Origin of the sequence: Williamsia herbipolensis, assembly GCF_000964005.1 — a bacterium.
GTDB lineage: Bacteria > Actinomycetota > Actinomycetes > Mycobacteriales > Mycobacteriaceae > Williamsia_A > Williamsia_A herbipolensis.
In genome coordinates this window covers 1-18,574 of sequence record NZ_JXYP01000036.1, presented here as the reverse complement: position 1 = coordinate 18,574, position 18,574 = coordinate 1, and the positions used below count along the sequence as shown (strand labels likewise).

Sequence of the window (18,574 nt, the reverse complement as noted above, 5' to 3'; positions counted from 1 at the left end):
GGTGAGAGCGACGATCGGAGACTGCGTGGACATCGGACTGGCCGGCAAGGTGGTCGTCGTGACCGGTGGTGTCCGTGGTGTGGGCGCCGGGATCTGCGAGGTGCTCACGTCGCTGGGGGCGATCCCGATCGCCTGCGCCCGCCGCCCGGCCGACGATGCGGACAGCGCGGTCGAGTTCGTCTCGTGCGACGTGCGTGACCCCGACGCGGTCGACGCGATGATCGACCGCATCACCGAACGCCACGGCCGACTCGACGGTGTCGTGAACAACGCGGGTGGCTCACCGTTCGCCCCGGCCGCCGACGCCTCGCCGAACTTCCACCGCAAGATCGTGGAACTGAACATGTTGGCGCCGTTGGTGGTCGCGCAGGCCGCCTACAGCGTGATGCGCTACCAGGACGACGGCGGGTCGATCGTCAACGTGTCCAGCGTGAGCGGCCACCGACCGTCACCCGGCACCGCCGGCTACGGCGCGGCGAAGGCCGGTCTCGACAGCCTCACCGGGTCCTTGGCCGTCGAGTGGGCGCCGCGGGTGCGGATCAACTCGGTGATCGCCGGTCCCGTCCGCACCGAACAGTCCGCGCTGCACTACGGCGACGAGGCCGGCATCGCCGCGGTCGGCGCCACCATCCCCATGGGTCGGATGGCGACCGGCGCCGACGTGGGCCGCGCCGTGGCGTTCCTGCTCTCACCCATGGCCGACTACATCACCGGATCGACCCTCACCGTGCACGGCGGAGGGGAGCGCCCAGCGTTCCTCGACGCCGCCACCACCGACAACCGATGGGAACAGACCAGACCATGAGCACGATCAATTCCGGACGCGTCGCGATCGTCACCGGCGCCGGCCGCGGTATCGGCCGCGAGCACGCACTCGCCTTCGCCGCGAGCGGCGCGAAGGTGGTCGTCAACGACATCGGCGCCGGCCTCGACGGCAGCAGGACAGGGGAGTCCCCCGCAGAGCAGGTCGTCGCGGAGATCGTCGCGGCCGGTGGTGAGGCCGTGGTGAACGGCGACGACGTCGCGAGCTGGGAGGGCGCCGCCCACCTCGTGGCCCAGGCGGTCGAGGAGTTCGGGGCGCTCGACATCCTCGTGAACAACGCCGGTTTCCTGCGCGACAAGATGCTGGTGTCGATGAGCGAGAACGACTTCGACGACGTCATCCGCGTCCATCTCAAGGGACACTTCGCGATGCTGCGTCACGCCGCGGCCTACTGGCGCGAACAGTCGAAGGCCGGCGCGCAGCGCGAGGCACGCATCGTCAACACCTCGTCGGGGGCCGGCCTGTACGGCTCGGTGGGACAGGGCAACTACGCCGCGGCGAAGGCCGCGATCGCGCAGATGACCATTCAGGCCGCCGCCGAACTCGGTGGCTACGGGATCACGGTCAACGCGATCGCGCCGTCGGCCCGCACCCGTATGACCACCAGTGCCGGGGAGGCGATGGCCGCCCAGATGGCCCCGCCGACCGACGGCTCGTTCGACACGATGGACCCGGCCAACGTCTCTCCGCTCGTCGTGTGGCTCGGCTCGCCGGAATCGCGCGACGTCACCGGTCGCGTGTTCGAGGTGGAGGGCGGCACGGTGTCGGTCAGCGACGGGTGGCAACGCAGTGCGCTGCGTGACAAGGGTTCCCGGTGGGATCCCGCCGAGCTCGGTCCCGTGGTCGCGGAGATCCTCGCCGAGGCGCCGGCACCGTTCCCGGTGTACGGAGCCCGGTGACCCCGCCCTCGACCACGCCGGCGGTCGATGCGGCGCGCGCCTACATCGAGGCGCTGGCCAGTCACGATGTGTCGGCGGTCCGTCTCGCCGACGGGTGTCGTCGCGTCGAGAACGGCATACCCACCGGATCGAGCGGGCCCGCGATCATCCGCGATCTCGACCGCAGCCGGAAGTATCGGGTAATCAAACGAGTCGAGATCGCCGAGATCGCGGAGCGCGATCGTGCGGTGCACGCCGACTTCCAGGTGGTCGTGGCACTCGGACTCGCCGCGCGGGTGCGTGAACGATTCGATCTCGACGCCGACGGCGCGATCACCCGGATCACCGCACGCATCTCGATGCCGCGCCGCCGCTAGGCGCTGTGTCCGAACCGATACCTCGGGCACAGGGTCGCAACTTTCCTCACCCAGCCGCGCGCGGATGAGTATGAATGGAAGCAAGCCCCCCGACTTCCATCGCTCCACGAGAGGTTCGCGCCATGACCACCTACTCCGAATACTCCGAGGTCCTCGAGGGGAAGTGTCCCTTCGGTGGCAACACGATCGGCGGGGCGGAGACCTCGAAGCCCACGTTGTCGGACTGGTACCCCGACCGTCTGCGCGTCGAGCAGCTCCACGCCGACGGCCCGGCCGCGAACCCGTTGCGTGACTTCGATTACGAGGCCGCCTTCACCGCCATCGACCTCGAGGCGCTCAAGTCCGAGATCAAGGCATTCCTGACGACCTCGGTGTCGTGGTGGCCGTCGGACTACGGCAACTACGGCCCGCAGATGATCCGCATGGCCTGGCACTCCGCGGGCACCTATCGCATCGCCGACGGTCGCGGTGGTGCCGGGCAGGCGCTGCAACGCTTCGCGCCGATCAGCAGCTGGTGGGACAACGGCAACACCGACAAGTCCCGTCGCCTGCTGTGGCCGATCAAGAAGAAGTACGGCAACGCGCTGTCGTGGGCCGACCTCATGATCCTCGCCGGCAACTGTTCGCTGGAGATCATGGGTTTCCCCACCTACGGATTCGGCGGCGGTCGCCGCGACGCGTGGGAGGCCGACGACGCCACCTACTGGGGTGCGGAGTGGATCGACAACACCAGTCCCGAGTCGTACGACGCCATGGTCGACCGCAGCAAGCGCTGGACCGGTCAGCCCGGCGATGCCGACTACGAGCTCGAGCAGCCGCTCGCCGCGTCGCACCAGGCCCTGATCTACGTGAACCCCGAGGGTCCGAATCAGGAGGGTGATCCCGCCGCCTCGGCCGTCGACATCCGGATCACCTTCGGCCGCATGGCGATGAACGACGAGGAGACGGTCGCGCTGATCGCCGGCGGACACGCGTTCGGCAAGAGCCACGGGAAGGTGCCGTCCGAGGAGATCGGCGCGCCGCCGGACATCGCCCCCATCGAGGCCATGGGCCTCGGCTGGCACAACCCGCGCGGTGCGGGCAACGGCGAGAACACGATGACCAACGGCATCGAGGGCTCGTGGACCCAGAACCCGACGCAGTGGGACAACACGTACCTGGAGAACCTCTTCGGCTTCGAGTGGGAGAAGACGCAGAGTCCCGCCGGCGCGCTGCAGTGGACGCCGGTCGACCCGGACGCGCCGAAGACCCCCGACGCCCACATCGAAGGCCGCAGTGAACCGCTCATGATGATGACGAGCGACATCGCCCTCAAGGTCGACCCGGTGTATCGCGAGATCTGCCAACGGTTCCTGTCCGATTTCGACTACTTCACCGAGCAGTTCTCGAAGGCGTGGTTCAAGCTGACCCACCGCGACATGGGACCGAAGGCGCGCTACCTCGGCCCCGAGGTGCCCGCCGACGACTTCTCCTGGCAGGACCCGCTGCCCGCCGCCGACGGCCCGGCGCTCGGCGACTCCGACATCGCCGCCCTCAAGCAGGCCATCGGGGCGTCGGGGCTGTCGGTGTCCGACCTCGCGTACACGGCGTTCTCGTCGGCGGTCACCTTCCGCATCTCCGACAAGCGCGGCGGCGCGAACGGCGCCCGCCTGGCGTTGGCGCCGCAGAAGGACTGGGCCGTCAACGCCCGCACCGTCGACGTTGTCGCGAAGCTCCGGGAGATCAAGGGGTCGAGCGGTACGTCGGTCAGTCTGGCCGATCTCATCGTGCTCGCGGGCTGTGTAGCCGTGGAGAAGGCTGCCGCCGACGCGGGTGTGACCGTCACGGTGCCGTTCACGCCGGGTCGTGTCGACGCCTCCCAGGAACAGACCGATCCCCAGCAATTCGCGTGGCTCGCACCGGTCGTCGACGGGTTCCGCAACTACGTGCTGCCCGACTACCACTCGGTGTCGTCGGTGGCGCCCGAGCGCATGTTCCTCGACCGGGCCGCCCTCCTGGACCTCTCGGCGCCGCAGTGGGTGGCACTCACCGGAGGCCTCCGGGTGCTCGGCTGCAACCACGACGGCTCGTCGACGGGTGTCTTCACCGACCGCGTCGGGACGTTGAGCACCGACTTCTTCGACGCGGTGACGAGCATGGACTACGTGTGGAACCCGGTCGCGGGATCCGACGGTGCGTCGGGTCCGACGGCGTTCACCGTCGACGACCGCGACACCGGTGAGACCCGGTTCCAGGCCTCACGCAACGACCTGCTGTTCGGGTCGAACTCGCAACTGCGCGCGGTCGCCGAGGTCTACGCCGGCAGCGACGGCCAGGAGCGCTTCGTGCACGACTTCGTCGCGGTGTGGGACAAGGTGATGATGTCCGACCGCTACGACGTCGTGAAGGGCTGAACGGGTCTACAGGACCGCGAACAGCACCAGTGCGACGACGGCGAACACCGCCTGCGTCGCGGCGGCGCGCAGATACGACAGTCCTGTCGTGAGCAGTACTGCCGCCGCCGCGACGATGCACGCGCAGCAGAAGACCACGAGTGCGGTGCCGACGCTGCCGCCCACCGCGATGCCGATGACGATGCCCAGGGCGAGGAAGAGGTTGTAGAAGCCCTGGTTGTAGGCCATCGACTGGGTGGCCGCGGCTTCGTCGGCGGAGGCGAGGCCGAACCGACGGTAGACGGCCGGTCGCGTCCACAGCACGGACTCCATCACGAAGATGGCGACGTGCAGGACCGCGGCCAGCGCCGCGAAGACCGCGGCGGCGACGGGCACGTCAGGCCTGGGCGCCCGGTGCGCGGACCACCATCGGGACGCCGGGGAACTGCGACGCCATCTCCGACCGCGACGCGCGCAGAGCGGCTGTGCCGTAACCCTTCTTGCGATGTTCGGGGCGGATCCAGATGCGGACGTTGACCTCGCCGTCGACCAGCTCACCGAACACCAGGCCGATCTTCTCCGAGCCCTCGTGCGCGACGAACCACGCCGCCTCCTCGGCGAACATGCGATCCGAGGCGGAGGCGATCTCGTCGTCGAGGCCGGCCGCGGGCTTGCCCGACCCGTCGCCGGCGGCACCGATCTCGGCGGTGCGCGCAGAGAACAGATCTGCGTCGGCCGAGGTGTCGAACTGCCGCAGCGTGACCGAGTCGCCGGTCGCCGCGGGACGCTCGGCGAGGGTGAAGGTGAGCCGGCTGTCGAGGTCCTCGAGCTCCGCCTGGTTGGCGCGCCGGGCCTCGACGGTCAACTGCTCGAACGACATTCCCATCACGGCCTCGGCGCCGAGGGGCGACACCGACAACAGGGCGGCGATGGCGGTCACCGACGCGGCGCGGTCGGGCGCGTCGACGATGGCGTCGAGCACCTCGTGGCGACGCTCGAATGCGGACGACAGGGCAGTGGTGATCTCGCGACGGGTCGCGGCACGATCATGATCGGTCATGGCGTCATCGTAGATCAGCCGCGCCGGCCGCCGAGGGGTGTCGCGTCAGGCGGAGACGGCCTTCTCCAGTTCGGTCAACGAGTCCTCGATGTGATGGATGAGGCGCTGCAGGCTGGGTAGCGTCTGGCGGCATCCGATGATCCCGAAGTCGAGCTGGTCGTCGTTGCTCGTCAACGTGATGTTCAGGGCCTGTCCGTCGAGGACGATCGACGCCGGGTAGACGCCGTCGAGACGAGAACCGTTCCAGTACATGCGTTTCTGCGGACCGGGCACGTTGGAGATGATGACGTTGAACGGCGGCTTGGTGAGGCTCACGAACCCCGGCACGGGCGAGAGCGCCAGCGCCGACATGTTCACCGCGCTCAACAGCAGGATCTGCGTGGGGCTCAGTTCCTTCATCAGGTTCTTCGAGGCCTGCACCGACTCGCGGATCGCCATCAGGCGATCGACCGGGTCGTCGACGTCGGTCGCCAACGAGGCGATGACGGCGCCGACCGCGTTGCCGCCGCCGTCGGCGGACTCGCCCGGGCGCAACGACACCGGGACCATGGAGGTGAGCGACTTCTCCGGCAGCTCACCGAGTTCGGTGAGGTAGCGGCGGAGCGCGCCGCTGCACATCGCGAGCACGACGTCGTTGAGGGTCGCGCCCACGGCGTCGCCGACGGCCTTGACCCGTTCGATCTCCCACGACTGCGCGACGAAGCGCCGGGCGCCGCCGATGGGGGTGTTGAAGATCGTGCGCGGGGCGTCGAGCGGGGTGGTGAAGTTGTGGTCGCCGAGGGCCTGTCGCAGCATCTTCAGGCCGGCGGGTACGAGACCGGCGGCGGTGGTGCCGAGGGAGAACGCATCGCCGACGAGCGCGAGCGGGTTCCGCGAACCGCCGCCGGAGGGCTTGGGGCGACGTTCTTTCGGGGTCCACGGCACGCGCAGCTCGGTGTCGTTCGGGTCCTCGGTCAGGGTGTTCTGCATGTTGCGCAGCGCCGAGACGCCGTCGAACAACGAGTGGTGCACCTTGGTGTAGACCGCGAACCGGCCGTCCTCGATGCCTTCGACCACGTGCATCTCCCACATGGGGCGGTGCCGGTCGAGAAGGGTTCCGTGCCAGCGCGAGGTCAGCTGGAACAGCTCACGGATGCGGCCCGGGCGGGGGACCGCCGAGTGGCGGATGTGGTAGTCGAAATCGATCGTCTCGTTCTGCGCCCACCACAGGTTGCCCACCGAACTCACCGGGTCGGCCGGACGCATCGCGAAGCGGGAGGAGACCTCGGTCTGTGATCGGATCTCGCTGATCATGTTCATCACGTAGTCGGGCCCGGCACCCTCGGGCGGGGTGAACAGCTGCAGTCCACCGACATGCATCGGGTGCTCGCGTGATTCGGCCAGCAGGAACATGGCGTCTGTCGGTGGCATGTAGTTCACCCGTGCCATTGTGGCCGTTCCCCGACGGCCCCGACGTGGTTTCCGCAACGTGTGACCGAAACGTTCGGCCACGACGAACCATTGTCGGATTCAGCCCGCCGGTTCGCAGATCACCAGCGGGATCGTGCGGTCGGCCCACTCCTGGTACTGGTCGACGTCGGCGTAGATCTCGGCGTATCGCGGCCACAGTCGCTCGCGTTCGGCTGGGTCGGCGGTGCGTGCGACGTATCGCCGGGTGTCGTTCTTGATCTGGATCGTCACGTCCGGGTCGGCGACGAGGTTGAGGTACCAGAGCGGGTTGTTCTTCCGGCCGCCCTGCGAGGCGATCAGCACCACCGCGTCACCGTCGCGCAGACACAGCAGCGGCACCGTGCGCTTCTCGCCGCTCTTGCGGCCGGTCGTCGTCAGCAGGCACACCGGTACCGGTTTCCGGAAGCCGCCGCCGATGCGCCACTTCGCGCCGAGCCGACCGCCGGTCGCCTTGTAGAGGGCGGTGTTGGCCCTCGATCCCCATTTGAGGATCGCCCCGACCGCCGCCGAGTCGAGGGCATCGGGCTTCGCGCGGGGGGTGTCTCTGCTGCGGTTGTCGGCACTCATTGGAACAGTCTCTCAGATTCGTTCCAAGATGGTCCCGGTCGACAGGGCCCCGCCGGCGCACATGGTGATGAGTGCGGTCTGCGAATCGCTGCGCTCGAGTTCGTGCAGCGCGGTGGTGAGCAGCCGCGATCCCGTGCTGCCGACCGGGTGTCCGAGTGCGATCGCCCCGCCGTTCACGTTGACGCGGTCCATGTCGGGCTTGTGCACCGACGCCCAGCTCAGGAGCACCGAGGCGAACGCCTCGTTCACCTCGAAGCGGTCGATGTCGGAGATCGACATCCCCGCCTTCGCGAGCACCTTCTCGGTCGCCTGCACCGGGCCGTCGAGGTGGTAGTACGGCTCGGCGCCGACGAGAACCTGCGCCCGCAGGCGGGCGCGCGGTGTGAGACCCAGGGCCCGGGCCTTGCTCTCGTCCATCAGCAGCACCGCCGCGGCACCGTCGGACACCTGCGACGACGTACCCGCGGTGTGGATCCCGCCGTCGATGACGGGCTTGAGGTTCGCGAGCGATTCCAGGGTGGTGTCGCGCAGGCCCTGATCGCGCGTCACGTCGAGCATCTCGCCGGTCAGCTCGCCCGACTTCGCGCGTTCGGGTGCCTTCATCGCGATGACCTCGCGGTCGAACCGCCCCTCGTCCCAGGCCTGCTTGGCCAGCCGTTGGCTGCGCTCGCCGAGGGCGTCGGTGTCGGCGCGGCTGATGCCGCGGCGGGCCGCGATCCGCTCGGCGGCGGTGAACTGGTCGGGCATGTCGATGTCCCACGACGCGGGACGGCGTTCCCCTGCGCCCTCGAGCATCACGTTGGCGCCCAACGGGACCTGCGACATCGCCTCGATGCCGCAGGCGATCCCGACGTCGATGGTGTCGGTGGCGATGAGGCCGGCCACGAGGTGGTTGGCCTGCTGTGCCGATCCGCACTGGCAGTCGACGGTGGTGGCGCCGGTCTGCCACGGGAGTCCGGCGTGCAGCCAGGCCGTGCGGGTGATGTTGTTCCCCTGCGCGCCGACCTGCATGACGCACCCGCCGATCACCTGCTCGACGAGAGCCGGGTCGATCTCCGCACGCTCGATGACGCCGCGCTGGGCCGCTCCCAGGATCTCGGCGGCGTGCAGCCCCGACAGCCACCCGGCCCGTTTCCCGATCGGGGTCCGTACTGCCTCGACGATCACCGGCACGCCCATCGTGAATCCTCTTCTCGATCATCTCTGTCTCGGTTGTCTGACAAAACTAGAACAAGTTTCCATTCGAGTCCATCTCGGCACCGCCAACCCATGGTCAAGCTGGGCAAACAGTGTTTCAATCGAAACTGCAACACGTTCACCCAGATCTGAAGAGGTGGTCGCAGTGACCAGCACACAGAATTCCTGTCCGGTGTTCGGCGACGGGTTCGACTTCACCGATCCCGACCTGCTGCAGCAGGGCATCCCCGCCGAGCTCTTCGCGCAGCTGCGCCAGACCGCGCCGATCTGGTGGAACGCCCAGGCCGACGGCAAGGGCGGCGGCTTCCACGACGGCGGCTACTGGGTGGTCACCAAGCACGAACACATCCGTGCCATCTCGAAGAACAACGAACTGTGGTCGGCCAACGACAACGGCGTGATCATCCGCTACGACGACGACCTGGATCCCGAACAACTCGAGATCACCAAGGCGCTGGTCATCAACCACGACCCGCCCGAGCACACGCGTCTGCGCAAGCTGGTGTCGAAGACGTTCACGCCCAAGGCGGTGCACGCGCTCGAGGAGGGCCTCGCCGACCGCGCGCGTCAGATCGTCACCGAGGCCGCGGCCAAGGGCGGGGTCGGCGACTTCGTCCACGACGTCGCCGTCGAGCTCCCCCTGCAGGCGATCGCCGATCTGCTCGGCGTGCCGCAGGAGGATCGGCAGAAGTTGTTCGCGTGGTCGAACGCGATGATGAACTACGACGATCCCGAGTTCGCCGACGACGGTCAGATCGCGGCCGCGGAGATCCTCGGCTACGCCTATCAGATGGCCGAGGCGCGCAAGGCCTGCCCGATGCACGACATCGTCACCGAGCTCGTGCACGCCGACATGGACGGTCTCGCCCTCGACGAGATCGAGTTCGGCTACTTCTTCATCATGCTGACCGTCGCCGGCAACGAGACGACCCGCAACGCGATCTCGCGCGGCATGGACGCGTTCCTCGACCACCCCGATCAGTGGGAACTGTTCAAGCGCGAGCGGCCCGCGACGACCGCCGACGAGATCGTCCGCTGGGCCACGCCGGTCAACTGCTTCCAACGCACCGCGCGCCGCGATCTCGAACTCGGGGGTGTGCAGATCCGCAAGGGCGAGCGGGTCGGGATGTTCTACGGCTCCGCCAATTACGACGAGGCGGTGTTCACCGATCCGTTCACCTTCGACATCACCCGAGACCCCAACCCGCACGTGGGGTTCGGCGGCCACGGCGCCCACTACTGCGTGGGCGCGAACCTGGCCCGTATGGAGATCAACCTCATCTTCAACGCCATCGCCGACCACATGCCCGACATCACCAAGGTCGCCGATCCGCGATACCTGCGCCACGGATGGATCAACGGCATCAAGGAGATGCAGGTCCGTTACACCTGAGCCTCGACACCGCGCCGGTGCGATGGCAGATTGTTCGCCATGCGCATGTTCGGTCGTCTCGCCGTCGTCCTCGTCTCGGTGTCGGTGACCTCGGGGGTGCTCGCCGCGTCGGCGAGCGCGGCGCCGCAACCCATCTCGATCGACGCGCAGATCGTGGCGTCGGCGAAACAGGCCGAAACGACCATCGGGGTGTGGGCTCGTGACCTGCGGACGGGTCGGGTGATCGCGGCGGTGAACGCCGGTGAGCGGTTCCCGGTCCTGTCGATGTCGAAGGTGTACCTCGCCGCGGCCGTCCTCGACGCCGCACGCCACGGACGCCTCTCGCTGACCAGGCCGGTGCCGGTGCGCGCGAGCGACATCGTCGCCAACTCGCCGGAGACCGGGAAGCACGTCGGCGGGACCATGACCTATCCCGAGATCGCCGTCGCCGCACTGCAGCTCAGCGACAACACCGCGGCGAACCTCATGTTCGCCGCGATCGGCGGCCCACGTGCGCTGACCGCGTTCGCCCGCAGTACCGGCGAACCGGCCACGCTGATGGTGCGACAGGAGACGGCACTGAACACCGCGTTCCCCGGCGACGTCCGCGACACCACCGTCCCGCAGGCGTGGGCCGCGGGCCTGCGGGCGATCATGGTGGGCACCCGTCTCGACCCGCGGGATCGCACCACGCTCGTCGGGTGGATGCGCGGAACCCGCACGTCGGACAAGAGGTTCCGGGCCGATCTGCCCGCAGGGTGGACCACGGCGGACAAGACGGGGACCGGCGACTACGGCAGCGCCGACGACGCCGGGCTCCTCATCGGACCCGGCGGCCGACGCATCCTGCTGGTCGTGCAGACCCGCAACGCCCGCGACGTCCCCGACGCCACGGCCGCCGACGCGGTGATCGCCCGGGTGGCGTCGCTCGTCGCGCGCGCCGCCTGAACGCTCTCACTCGGGCCGGAGGGACTCCATCGTCTTCTGGACCTCCCAGAAGGCGCGCAGGGCGACGAGCTTGCCGCTCGCATCGGCGCGATAGGTGAACACACCGCGCGAGGTGGTGACATGGCCGCCGATGTGGCTGACGATGCGCCCGATGTAGGCGACCTCGTTGCCGCAGATGATCTCCTCGTCGAACTCGAAATCGAGCCGCTCGGTGGTCGCGATCGTCATGTCCCAGAACGCCGAGATGGCGTCGCGGCCACGGTGGCCGTTCCCGTGTTCGTCGAACATCGACGGGCCGACGGGATCCTCCACCACGGCGTCGTCGGCGAAGTTGTCCAGCCACCCCTGCTTGTCGCGGACGGCGACCATCTCCCGCGAAATCCTGCCCGCCACCACGGCCGGGTTGTTCTCGCGATCGATGTCGAGATAGGCAGGCTTGCTCACGGCTTCTCCGCACCCGCTGTGACATCGAGTCGTGGGCTGCTCCGAAACTCCGTCGTCAACATCATCACGGCTTCTCCGCACCCACGAGCCACATGGAGAAGTACTGCGACCCACCACCGTAGGCGTGGCCGAAGGCCTTTCGGACGTCGGGGACCTGGTGATCGCCCGCCTTGCCCTGCACCTGGATCGCCGCCTCGGCGACGCGGATCATGCCCGACGCCCCGATGGGGTTGGACGACAGGACGCCGCCGGAGGTGTTGACCGGCATGCGTCCGCCGAAGTCGGTCTCGCCCTTCTCGGTGAGCTTCCACCCCTCGTTCTGTGCGGCGAAACCGAGGTTCTCCAACCACATCGGCTCGAACCACGAGAAGGGGACGTAGATCTCGGCGGTATCGACCTCCTCGAGGGGGTCGGTGATACCGGCGGCCTTCCACAGAGCTGCCGAGGCGTCCCGACCGGCCTGCGGGCTCACCTGGTTGCGGTGGGCGTACGACAACGGTTCGGTGCGCATCGCCGTGGCGTGGATCCACGCGACCGGGGTCCCCGCCGCCACGGCGTCGTCGGCGGCCTTCCCGTCGCCGATGATCACCGCGCACGCGCCGTCCGACGAGGGACAGGTCTCGTCGTAGCGGATCGGGTCCCACAGCATCTGCGAGGCCATCACCGACTCGACGCTGATGTCGGGCTGGTGCAGATGTGCGAGGGGGTTCTTGGCGCCGTTGCGGCGATCCTTCGCCGCCACCATCGCCCCGATGTGCTCGGGCGCACCGGACTGTCGGATGTAGGAGCGCACGTGCGGGGCGAAGAACCCGCCGGCACCCGCGCCGACCGGCATGGTGAACGGGACGGGGATCGACAACGCCCACATGGCGTTCGACTCCGACTGCTTCTCCCACGCCACCGCCAACACCCGGCGGTGCACGCCGCTGCTGATCAGCGACGACGCCACCACCGCGGTCGACGCACCCACCGACCCCGCGGTGTGGACGCGGATGAGTCGCTTGCCGACGGCACCGAGGTGCTCGGCCATCGCGAGCTCCGGCATCATGGCGCCCTCGAAGAGGTCGGGTGCCTTGCCGACCACCACGGCGTCGATGTCGTCCATCGTGTAGCCGGAGTCGGCGAGCGCGGCGTCGATGGCCTCGCGGCACATCCCGGCCATGGTCACGTCGTGCCGCTTGGCCACGTACTTGGTCTGGCCGGTCCCGATGACCGCCGCGCGATTGCGCCCCATCAGTTCTCATCTCCGGCAGCAGCGTCGCTCGAGAGCGCCACCACCATGTTCTGTTGCAGCAGTGGACCGCTGGTGGCGTGGGCCACCGCGGTGTTCGCCTCGCCGGCGAGGATGGACGAGGCCGCGAAACCGACCCGCTCGACTCCTGCGGCGAACATCGGGTTGGCGGCCAGGGCGCCGCCGGACGGGTTGATCCGCACCGAGTCGGGCAGCTTCATCGCCGTGCGCAGGATGAGCTCGGAGTGGGTGAACGGCGCGTAGATCTCCGCGACGTCGACCGCACGGTGGTCACCCAGCGCGGTGTCGGCGGCCAGCCTCGTCGACGGGGAGTCGGTGAGGTCGCGCGCGCCGAAGTTGGGCGAGTCGATGCGGTGGTCCCACCCGGTGATCCACGCCGGGTTCGCGACCAGTTCGCGTGCACGGTCCTCGGAGGCGAGAATCACCGCGGCCGCGCCGTCGGTGTAGCGCGAGAGGTCGTGCGCACGAAGCGGATCGGCGACCAGGGGAGCGGCGAGCAGCTCCTCGACCGAGGCGCCGATGGTGCGCGCGGCGACCGCGGCCATGTCGGCCTCGGTCCAGGCCCCCGACTCCAGTCCGGTGCGGGCCTGCAATGCGGCCAACGACCGCGCGTCGGGCCACAGCGGCGCGACGGTGTACGGGTCGGTCTGCAGCGCGAGGGTGAGATCCATGGTGCCGGCGGAGGTCTTGCCGAAACCGTAGGCCAGGGCGAGGTCGACCTCGCCGGTGGCGATCTTCACCCAGGCCTCGTACGCGGCCCACGCGGCGTCCATCTCGACGTGTGATTCGTTGATCGGCGGCACCGCGCCGATCGAGTCGATGGCCGAGATGAACGAGAACGCCCGCCCCGCCAGATAATCCGACGATCCGCTGCACCAGAAGTCGATGTCGGTACGACTGATGCCGAGCTCGGCGTAGAGCTTCGCGAAGCAGGGCATCAACATCTCGACGCCGTTGGTGGTGCCGAACGTCTGCTCGACGTGGGGGCTGTGCGCGAAACCGATGATCGCGATACGGGGCATGGTCACGGTCGCGTCCTCACAGATGGCTCTTGTAGGAGTCGTAGTCCGCATCGGGTTCCCCGGTCGGACGGAAATGACTGATGTTGCGCAGCGTGTGGTCCCATTCGGATTCGTCACGCCACACCGCCTGCACACGCATCCCCATCCGCACCTCGCTCGCCTCGACCTCGAGGATGAGGTGCAGGAAGCCGATGTCGGCGCCGTCGAGGAGCACATACGCGGCGACGTAGGGCGGCTTGATCTGCTGGCCGAGGAACGGCACGTTGACGATGCAGAACGTGGTGATGATGCCGTGGTCCGGCAACTCCACCCGCTCACCCGCCGGCTCGCCGGTGGCCGGACTCGCCTGTCGCGGAGGGAAGTACACGCCGTCGGCGGTGCGGTTGCCGTACAACTTGCCGTTCTTGAGGCCCTCGAGGTACCAGCTCTCCTCGACGGTGGCGGTGTGGTCGATCGCGAGGCCGATCGGGGTGGTGATCATGCCCGGTGTGGCCGGTCCCTCGCCGGCGTTCGCCGGGGCGTCGGTGGCCGTGTCGCCGGGAACGAACCACGAGATGTCGTCGATGCGTCCGGTGCGTTGCTCCGACCACACGGGGACGACCCGCGCGCCGGAGGTGATCTCGTCGGGTGTGGACACCCGCACCGCGTGCAGGACGTCGGTGTCGGCGCCGTCGAGGCGGATCAGCGCCCATGCGAACGGCTCGGAGAGGGGCTGCCCGGGCAGCGGTTCGGGTTGCCACGACCACGTCGTGACCACCCCGGCGGGGCCGACGGTGACGAAATCTGTCGTCGGGGCGCCGCTCGCCGGATCGAACTCGCTCGGCGGGACGATCACGCGGCCGTCCGCGGACCGACCGCCGACGATCTCGCCGGCGAGCAGTCCCTCGGCGAATCTCGTCAACACCGGGCCGAGCGAGCGGGTGTAGTCGAAGCTGTTCCTCAACGGCGCGGAGAGCACCGGTGTCGCCGGTGGGGGCACCTCTGCTCTCGCCGCGGCGACGTACCCGGGCGTGGTCTCACTGATGGTCACCATGGGAGTAGAACAGGTTCTAGAATTGGGCGCAAGGAAGCGCCCTCGCCTCGACGGAAAGACGGTCGGTCATGAAGCTCGGACTCCAACTCGGCTACTGGGGCGCGGGCCCGATCGACAACGCCCCCGAGCTCATCGCCGCGGCCGAGGAATCGGGGTTCGACGCGGTGTTCACCGCCGAGTCGTGGGGGTCGGACGCCTTCACCCCGCTCGCGTGGTGGGGGAGCGCCACGTCGAGGGTGCGGCTCGGGACCGCCGTCGCGCAGATCGCGGCCCGGCCGCCGACATCGGTCGCCATGCACGCGCTCACCGTCGACCACCTCAGCGGTGGCCGGCACATCCTCGGTCTGGGTGTGTCCGGTCCGCAGGTGGTGGAGGGGTGGTACGGCCAGCCGTTCGCGAAGCCGCTGGCCCGCACGCGCGAATACGTGCAGGTCATCCGCGATGTCCTGGCACGTGAGGGCAAGGTCGTCAACGACGGCCCGCACTACCGGCTGCCGTACCCGGCCGATGCGCCCGGGTCGACGGGTCTCGGCAAATCCCTGAAGCCGATCACGCACCCGTTGCGCAGCGACATCCCCATCTGGCTGGGGGCCGAGGGCCCGAAGAACATCGCTCTGACCGGCGAGATCGCCGACGGGTGGCTCGCGATCTACTACACCCCGCGACTGGCCGACCACTACGAGGAATGCCTCGCCGAGGGCATGGCACGCCCGGGGGCGCGACGCACCCGCGACGAGTTCGAGGTGTCCGCAACGGTGCAGGTCGAGATCACCGACGACGTGCCGGCCGCGATCGCGCGCTACAAGCCCAGCACCGCGCTGTACGTCGGCGGCATGGGCGCCGAGGAGCTCAACTTCCACGCCGAGGTCTATCGGCGGATGGGGTACGGCGACGCCGTCGACGAGATCGGGGCGCATTTCCGGGCCGGTCGGAAGGAGGCCGCCGTCGCCGCGGTCCCCGACGAGATGGTGCGCGAGACCATGATCGTCGGCACCGCCGAGGAGGTGCGCGCGGAGATCGGTCGGTGGGAATCGGCGGGGGTCTCGATGCTCATGGTGACCGCCCGCTCGGTCGACCTTGTTCGCGAGTTGGGTGCTCTGGTCTACTCTGACCCCGACAGGTAGAACACGTTCTCATTTTGGAGGTCGCAGATGGCGGACAACGAAGCTCCGATCGGTCTGTGGAACATCGCTCGCGCAACGCCCGACGCGGTCGCGCTGATCGATCCGTCGGGCTCGCAGATCTCCTACGGCGAGCTCGTCTCGCGGGCCAACCGGCTCGCCAACGGGATGCGTGCGCACGGACTGTCGACCGGCGACACCCTCGTCATCGCGATGCCCAACTGCATCGAGACGGTGTGCCTGCAGTTCGCCGCTCTGCAGATCGGGCTCTATCTCGCGCCGGTCAACTGGCACCTCACCGGACCCGAGATCGCCTACATCCTCGGCGACAGCGAGGCCAAGATCTTCGTCGCCGACGAGCGCTTCGCCGAGTCGGCGGTCATCGCGGCCCGGGAGGCCGGCATGGCTGCCGCCGACCTCTTCGCGAACGGGTCCATCGACGGGTTCCGTGGTCTCGACGAGTTGGTCGCCGACGTCGACGACTCCGAACCCTCCGACCGGACCACCGGTGCGCCCATGCTGTACACCTCGGGCACCACCGGCAAACCGAAGGGTGTCCGGCGACCTCTGCCCGGTGTCGCACCCGAGCAGGCGGCGATGGGCGGCATCGGCTTCTTCGGCGTGATGGGACTCGTGCCCCACGACGACCACGTGCACATCTGTGGATCACCGCTCTACCACACCGCTGTCGTCAACTTCGTGATGATCTCGATCCAGTTGGGCCACACCGTCGTTCTGATGGACAAGTGGGATCCCGAGGAGATGCTCCGCCTGATCCAGGAGCACCGCGTGACCCACAGTCACATGGTGCCCACCCAGTTCCGCCGCCTGCTCGCGCTGCCCGAGGAGGTACGTGCGACATACGATGTCTCGTCGCTGCGCAACATGATCCACGGGGCCGCGCCGTGTCCGCGTGAGGTGAAGCAACAGATGCTCGAGTGGTGGGGCCCGGTGGTCACCGAGTACTACGCGGCCACCGAGGGCGGCGGGACCACCATCTTCGGCGACGAGTGGCTCACCCATCCCGGTTCGGTGGGCAAGGCGTGGTCGTACTCGATCGTCAAGGTTCTCGACGACGACGGCAACGAGGTGCCGCGCGGCGAGAGCGGACAGGTCTACATGGAGATGAAGGGCTCCTCGTTCGAGTACTACAAGGACAAGGAGAAGACCCAGAAGGCAAGGGTGGGAAACATGTTCACCACCGGCGACATCGGGTACATGGACGACGAGGGCTTCCTCTATCTGCTCGACCGCAAGAACGACATGATCATCTCGGGCGGGGTCAACATCTATCCGGCCGAGATCGAGGGTGAGCTGGTGGTGCACCCGAAGGTCGCCGATGTCGCGGTCTTCGGTGTCCCGCACTCCGATTGGGGTGAGGAGATCAAGGCCGTCGTGTTGCCGGCCGACGGCGTGGCCGGTGGCGACGCGCTGAGCGAGGAGCTGATGGACTACGCCCGCGCACGCCTGGCGAAGTTCAAACTCCCGCGCTCCATCGACTACGTCGACGAGATGCCCCGCGACGACAACGGCAAGCTGTACAAGCGCAAGCTCCGCGACCCGTACTGGGAGCGCGCCGAACGCGCCATCTGACTGTCAGGGAATGCTTGACAGAGACTTGCGACGGGATCGAGACGGCGGTGGTGCTCCGGGTGCAGGGCGCGCCGTGGGCGGCCATCGGTCGGGCGACCGGGATGAGTCGTCAGTCGGCGCAAGAACGGTGGGAGACGCGAGCCCGCGCGGTCCTCGACCCGGTCGGATCGGGGCTTCCCTCGATCGTCGCGGACGACAATCCACGGTCACGCGGCAGCCCCGAAGTGGGCTCTGTTTCCCTGGCCGCCAGTCGTACACACGTCGAGGCTCGGCCTCGATGCACAGATCGACGGCGTCGTCGAACACGCGGCGACATTCACCGGCAACCCGTCCGTGTGGCGGGGATCGGTGTTCGCCGCCGGCTGGCCCCGCCGCCGCTGGTCCGAGGACAAGAAGCGCCGCAAGCTACTTCGCGCCGGATACCGATTCGGTTACCTACCCGGCATCCGCGTCGAGCATGACGGGGAGCGGTCCGGACACGGCTACTGAGCTGCTCGGTACGGCCCGGTTCGTCATCACCGTGATGTGCGCAATCGCGTATGTCCACTCAAACATGTTGTATGGCAACCATTTACTGGACATGGTGGCAGATGTTCGGTAGCCTCGAACATGTATTCGAGATCCGGGGGGATTGATGATCGCGCTCGACGAGAACGACGTCGCTGCTCTGCAGCGCATGGTGTCGTCGTTGCGGGACCTGTGCAGGGCCACCACCGAGGCCGAAGCAGTCGAACGTATCTCGCTTCTCGAGGCGATCAAGGCGGGATGCGCTGCGGCGCAGGCTGTGGAGACGATGCGACTGGAGGAACTCCGCGTCGAATCCGAGTCCGCCGCCGGCGTACCGAAGGCGCGCCAGGGTCGTGGGTTGGCTGCCGAGGTCGCACTCGCACGCAAAGCGTCCGGCTCTGCTGGTGGTCGGTATCTCGGGTTTGCGCGTGCGTTGATGCGCGAGATGCCGCACACGCGTGTCGCGTTGGCGTCCGGCGCGCTCACCGAGTGGCGAGCGACGATCCTGGTCCGCGAGACCGCGCACCTCACCCCACATGATCGCGGAGAGATCGACCGT

17 protein-coding genes and 1 pseudogene are annotated in these 18,574 nt (G+C 68.3%); 9 read left to right on the top strand and 9 right to left on the bottom strand.

Annotated features, from left to right (window positions below; all coding sequences use genetic code 11):
- The first annotated feature begins 25 nt into the window (after window positions 1-25).
- The 4 genes from TU34_RS18480 to katG all read left to right on the top strand — a co-directional run bounded on the left by TU34_RS18480 (window position 26) and on the right by katG (window position 4,471).
- Window positions 26-805: an SDR family oxidoreductase gene (locus TU34_RS18480; RefSeq protein ID WP_082080425.1), complete on the top strand. Its 780-nt coding sequence runs from the start codon at window positions 26-28 to the stop codon at window positions 803-805.
- On the top strand, window positions 802-1,722 hold the full coding sequence (locus TU34_RS18475; protein ID WP_045824386.1) for an SDR family oxidoreductase: 921 nt from the start codon (window positions 802-804) through the stop codon (window positions 1,720-1,722). Before TU34_RS18480 ends, TU34_RS18475 begins: the two co-directional genes overlap by 4 nt.
- Window positions 1,719-2,078, top strand: a complete 360-nt coding sequence (locus TU34_RS18470) for a DUF8021 domain-containing protein (RefSeq protein ID WP_045824385.1) — start codon at window positions 1,719-1,721, stop codon at window positions 2,076-2,078. Before TU34_RS18475 ends, TU34_RS18470 begins: the two co-directional genes overlap by 4 nt.
- A gap of 122 nt (window positions 2,079-2,200) precedes the next feature.
- On the top strand, window positions 2,201-4,471 hold the full coding sequence (gene katG / locus TU34_RS18465; protein WP_045824384.1) for a catalase/peroxidase HPI: 2,271 nt from the start codon (window positions 2,201-2,203) through the stop codon (window positions 4,469-4,471).
- Window positions 4,472-4,477: 6 nt separating this feature from the next.
- On the opposite strand, the gene TU34_RS18460 is transcribed toward katG, so the two are convergent.
- From TU34_RS18460 to TU34_RS18440, 5 genes are all read right to left on the bottom strand, one after another.
- A complete protein-coding gene (locus TU34_RS18460; RefSeq protein ID WP_045824383.1) occupies window positions 4,478-4,846 on the bottom strand; it encodes a DUF1304 domain-containing protein in 369 nt (122 codons plus the stop codon).
- Between the two features lies 1 nt (window position 4,847).
- A complete protein-coding gene (locus TU34_RS18455) occupies window positions 4,848-5,510 on the bottom strand; it encodes a GNAT family N-acetyltransferase (protein WP_045824382.1) in 663 nt (220 codons plus the stop codon).
- 45 nt (window positions 5,511-5,555) lie between these two features.
- Window positions 5,556-6,920 (bottom strand): WS/DGAT/MGAT family O-acyltransferase, encoded by a 1,365-nt coding sequence (locus TU34_RS18450; protein WP_045824504.1) that lies wholly within the window; start codon window positions 6,918-6,920, stop codon window positions 5,556-5,558.
- Window positions 6,921-7,019: 99 nt separating this feature from the next.
- A complete protein-coding gene (locus TU34_RS18445; protein WP_045824381.1) occupies window positions 7,020-7,526 on the bottom strand; it encodes a nitroreductase family deazaflavin-dependent oxidoreductase in 507 nt (168 codons plus the stop codon).
- Window positions 7,527-7,538: 12 nt separating this feature from the next.
- Entirely contained in the window at window positions 7,539-8,705 is a 1,167-nt protein-coding gene (locus TU34_RS18440; protein WP_045824380.1) for a steroid 3-ketoacyl-CoA thiolase, read from the bottom strand.
- 163 nt (window positions 8,706-8,868) lie between these two features.
- On the opposite strand from TU34_RS18440, the gene TU34_RS18435 reads away from it, so the two are divergent.
- On the top strand, window positions 8,869-10,116 hold the full coding sequence (locus tag TU34_RS18435) for a cytochrome P450 (RefSeq protein ID WP_238981376.1): 1,248 nt from the start codon (window positions 8,869-8,871) through the stop codon (window positions 10,114-10,116).
- A gap of 39 nt (window positions 10,117-10,155) precedes the next feature.
- Complete coding sequence (gene bla, locus TU34_RS18430) at window positions 10,156-11,043, top strand: class A beta-lactamase (RefSeq protein WP_045824378.1); 888 nt, start codon at window positions 10,156-10,158, stop codon at window positions 11,041-11,043.
- 6 nt (window positions 11,044-11,049) lie between these two features.
- Here the strand turns inward: bla and TU34_RS18425 are convergent, their stop codons facing one another.
- From TU34_RS18425 to TU34_RS18410, 4 genes are all read right to left on the bottom strand, one after another.
- Window positions 11,050-11,487, bottom strand: coding sequence for a nuclear transport factor 2 family protein (locus TU34_RS18425; protein WP_045824377.1), 438 nt, complete (start codon window positions 11,485-11,487; stop codon window positions 11,050-11,052).
- A 64-nt stretch (window positions 11,488-11,551) separates the two neighbouring features.
- Entirely contained in the window at window positions 11,552-12,721 is a 1,170-nt protein-coding gene (locus tag TU34_RS18420) for a thiolase domain-containing protein (RefSeq protein ID WP_045824376.1), read from the bottom strand.
- Window positions 12,721-13,767 carry a thiolase domain-containing protein gene (locus tag TU34_RS18415; RefSeq protein WP_045824375.1) on the bottom strand — a complete coding sequence of 349 codons (1,047 nt, stop codon included), beginning with the start codon at window positions 13,765-13,767 and terminating at the stop codon, window positions 12,721-12,723. The genes TU34_RS18420 and TU34_RS18415 overlap by 1 nt, the downstream gene beginning before the upstream one ends.
- 10 nt (window positions 13,768-13,777) lie before the next feature.
- A complete protein-coding gene (locus TU34_RS18410) occupies window positions 13,778-14,794 on the bottom strand; it encodes a Zn-ribbon domain-containing OB-fold protein (protein ID WP_150116601.1) in 1,017 nt (338 codons plus the stop codon).
- 68 nt (window positions 14,795-14,862) lie between these two features.
- On the opposite strand from TU34_RS18410, the gene TU34_RS18405 reads away from it, so the two are divergent.
- The 3 genes and pseudogenes from TU34_RS18405 to TU34_RS18395 all read left to right on the top strand — a co-directional run.
- A complete protein-coding gene (locus TU34_RS18405) occupies window positions 14,863-15,918 on the top strand; it encodes an LLM class F420-dependent oxidoreductase (RefSeq protein ID WP_045824374.1) in 1,056 nt (351 codons plus the stop codon).
- Window positions 15,919-15,945: 27 nt separating this feature from the next.
- Entirely contained in the window at window positions 15,946-17,508 is a 1,563-nt protein-coding gene (locus tag TU34_RS18400; RefSeq protein ID WP_045824373.1) for an acyl-CoA synthetase, read from the top strand.
- Between the two features lie 634 nt (window positions 17,509-18,142).
- Window positions 18,143-18,574: pseudogene (locus tag TU34_RS18395) on the top strand (HNH endonuclease); the annotation flags it as partial.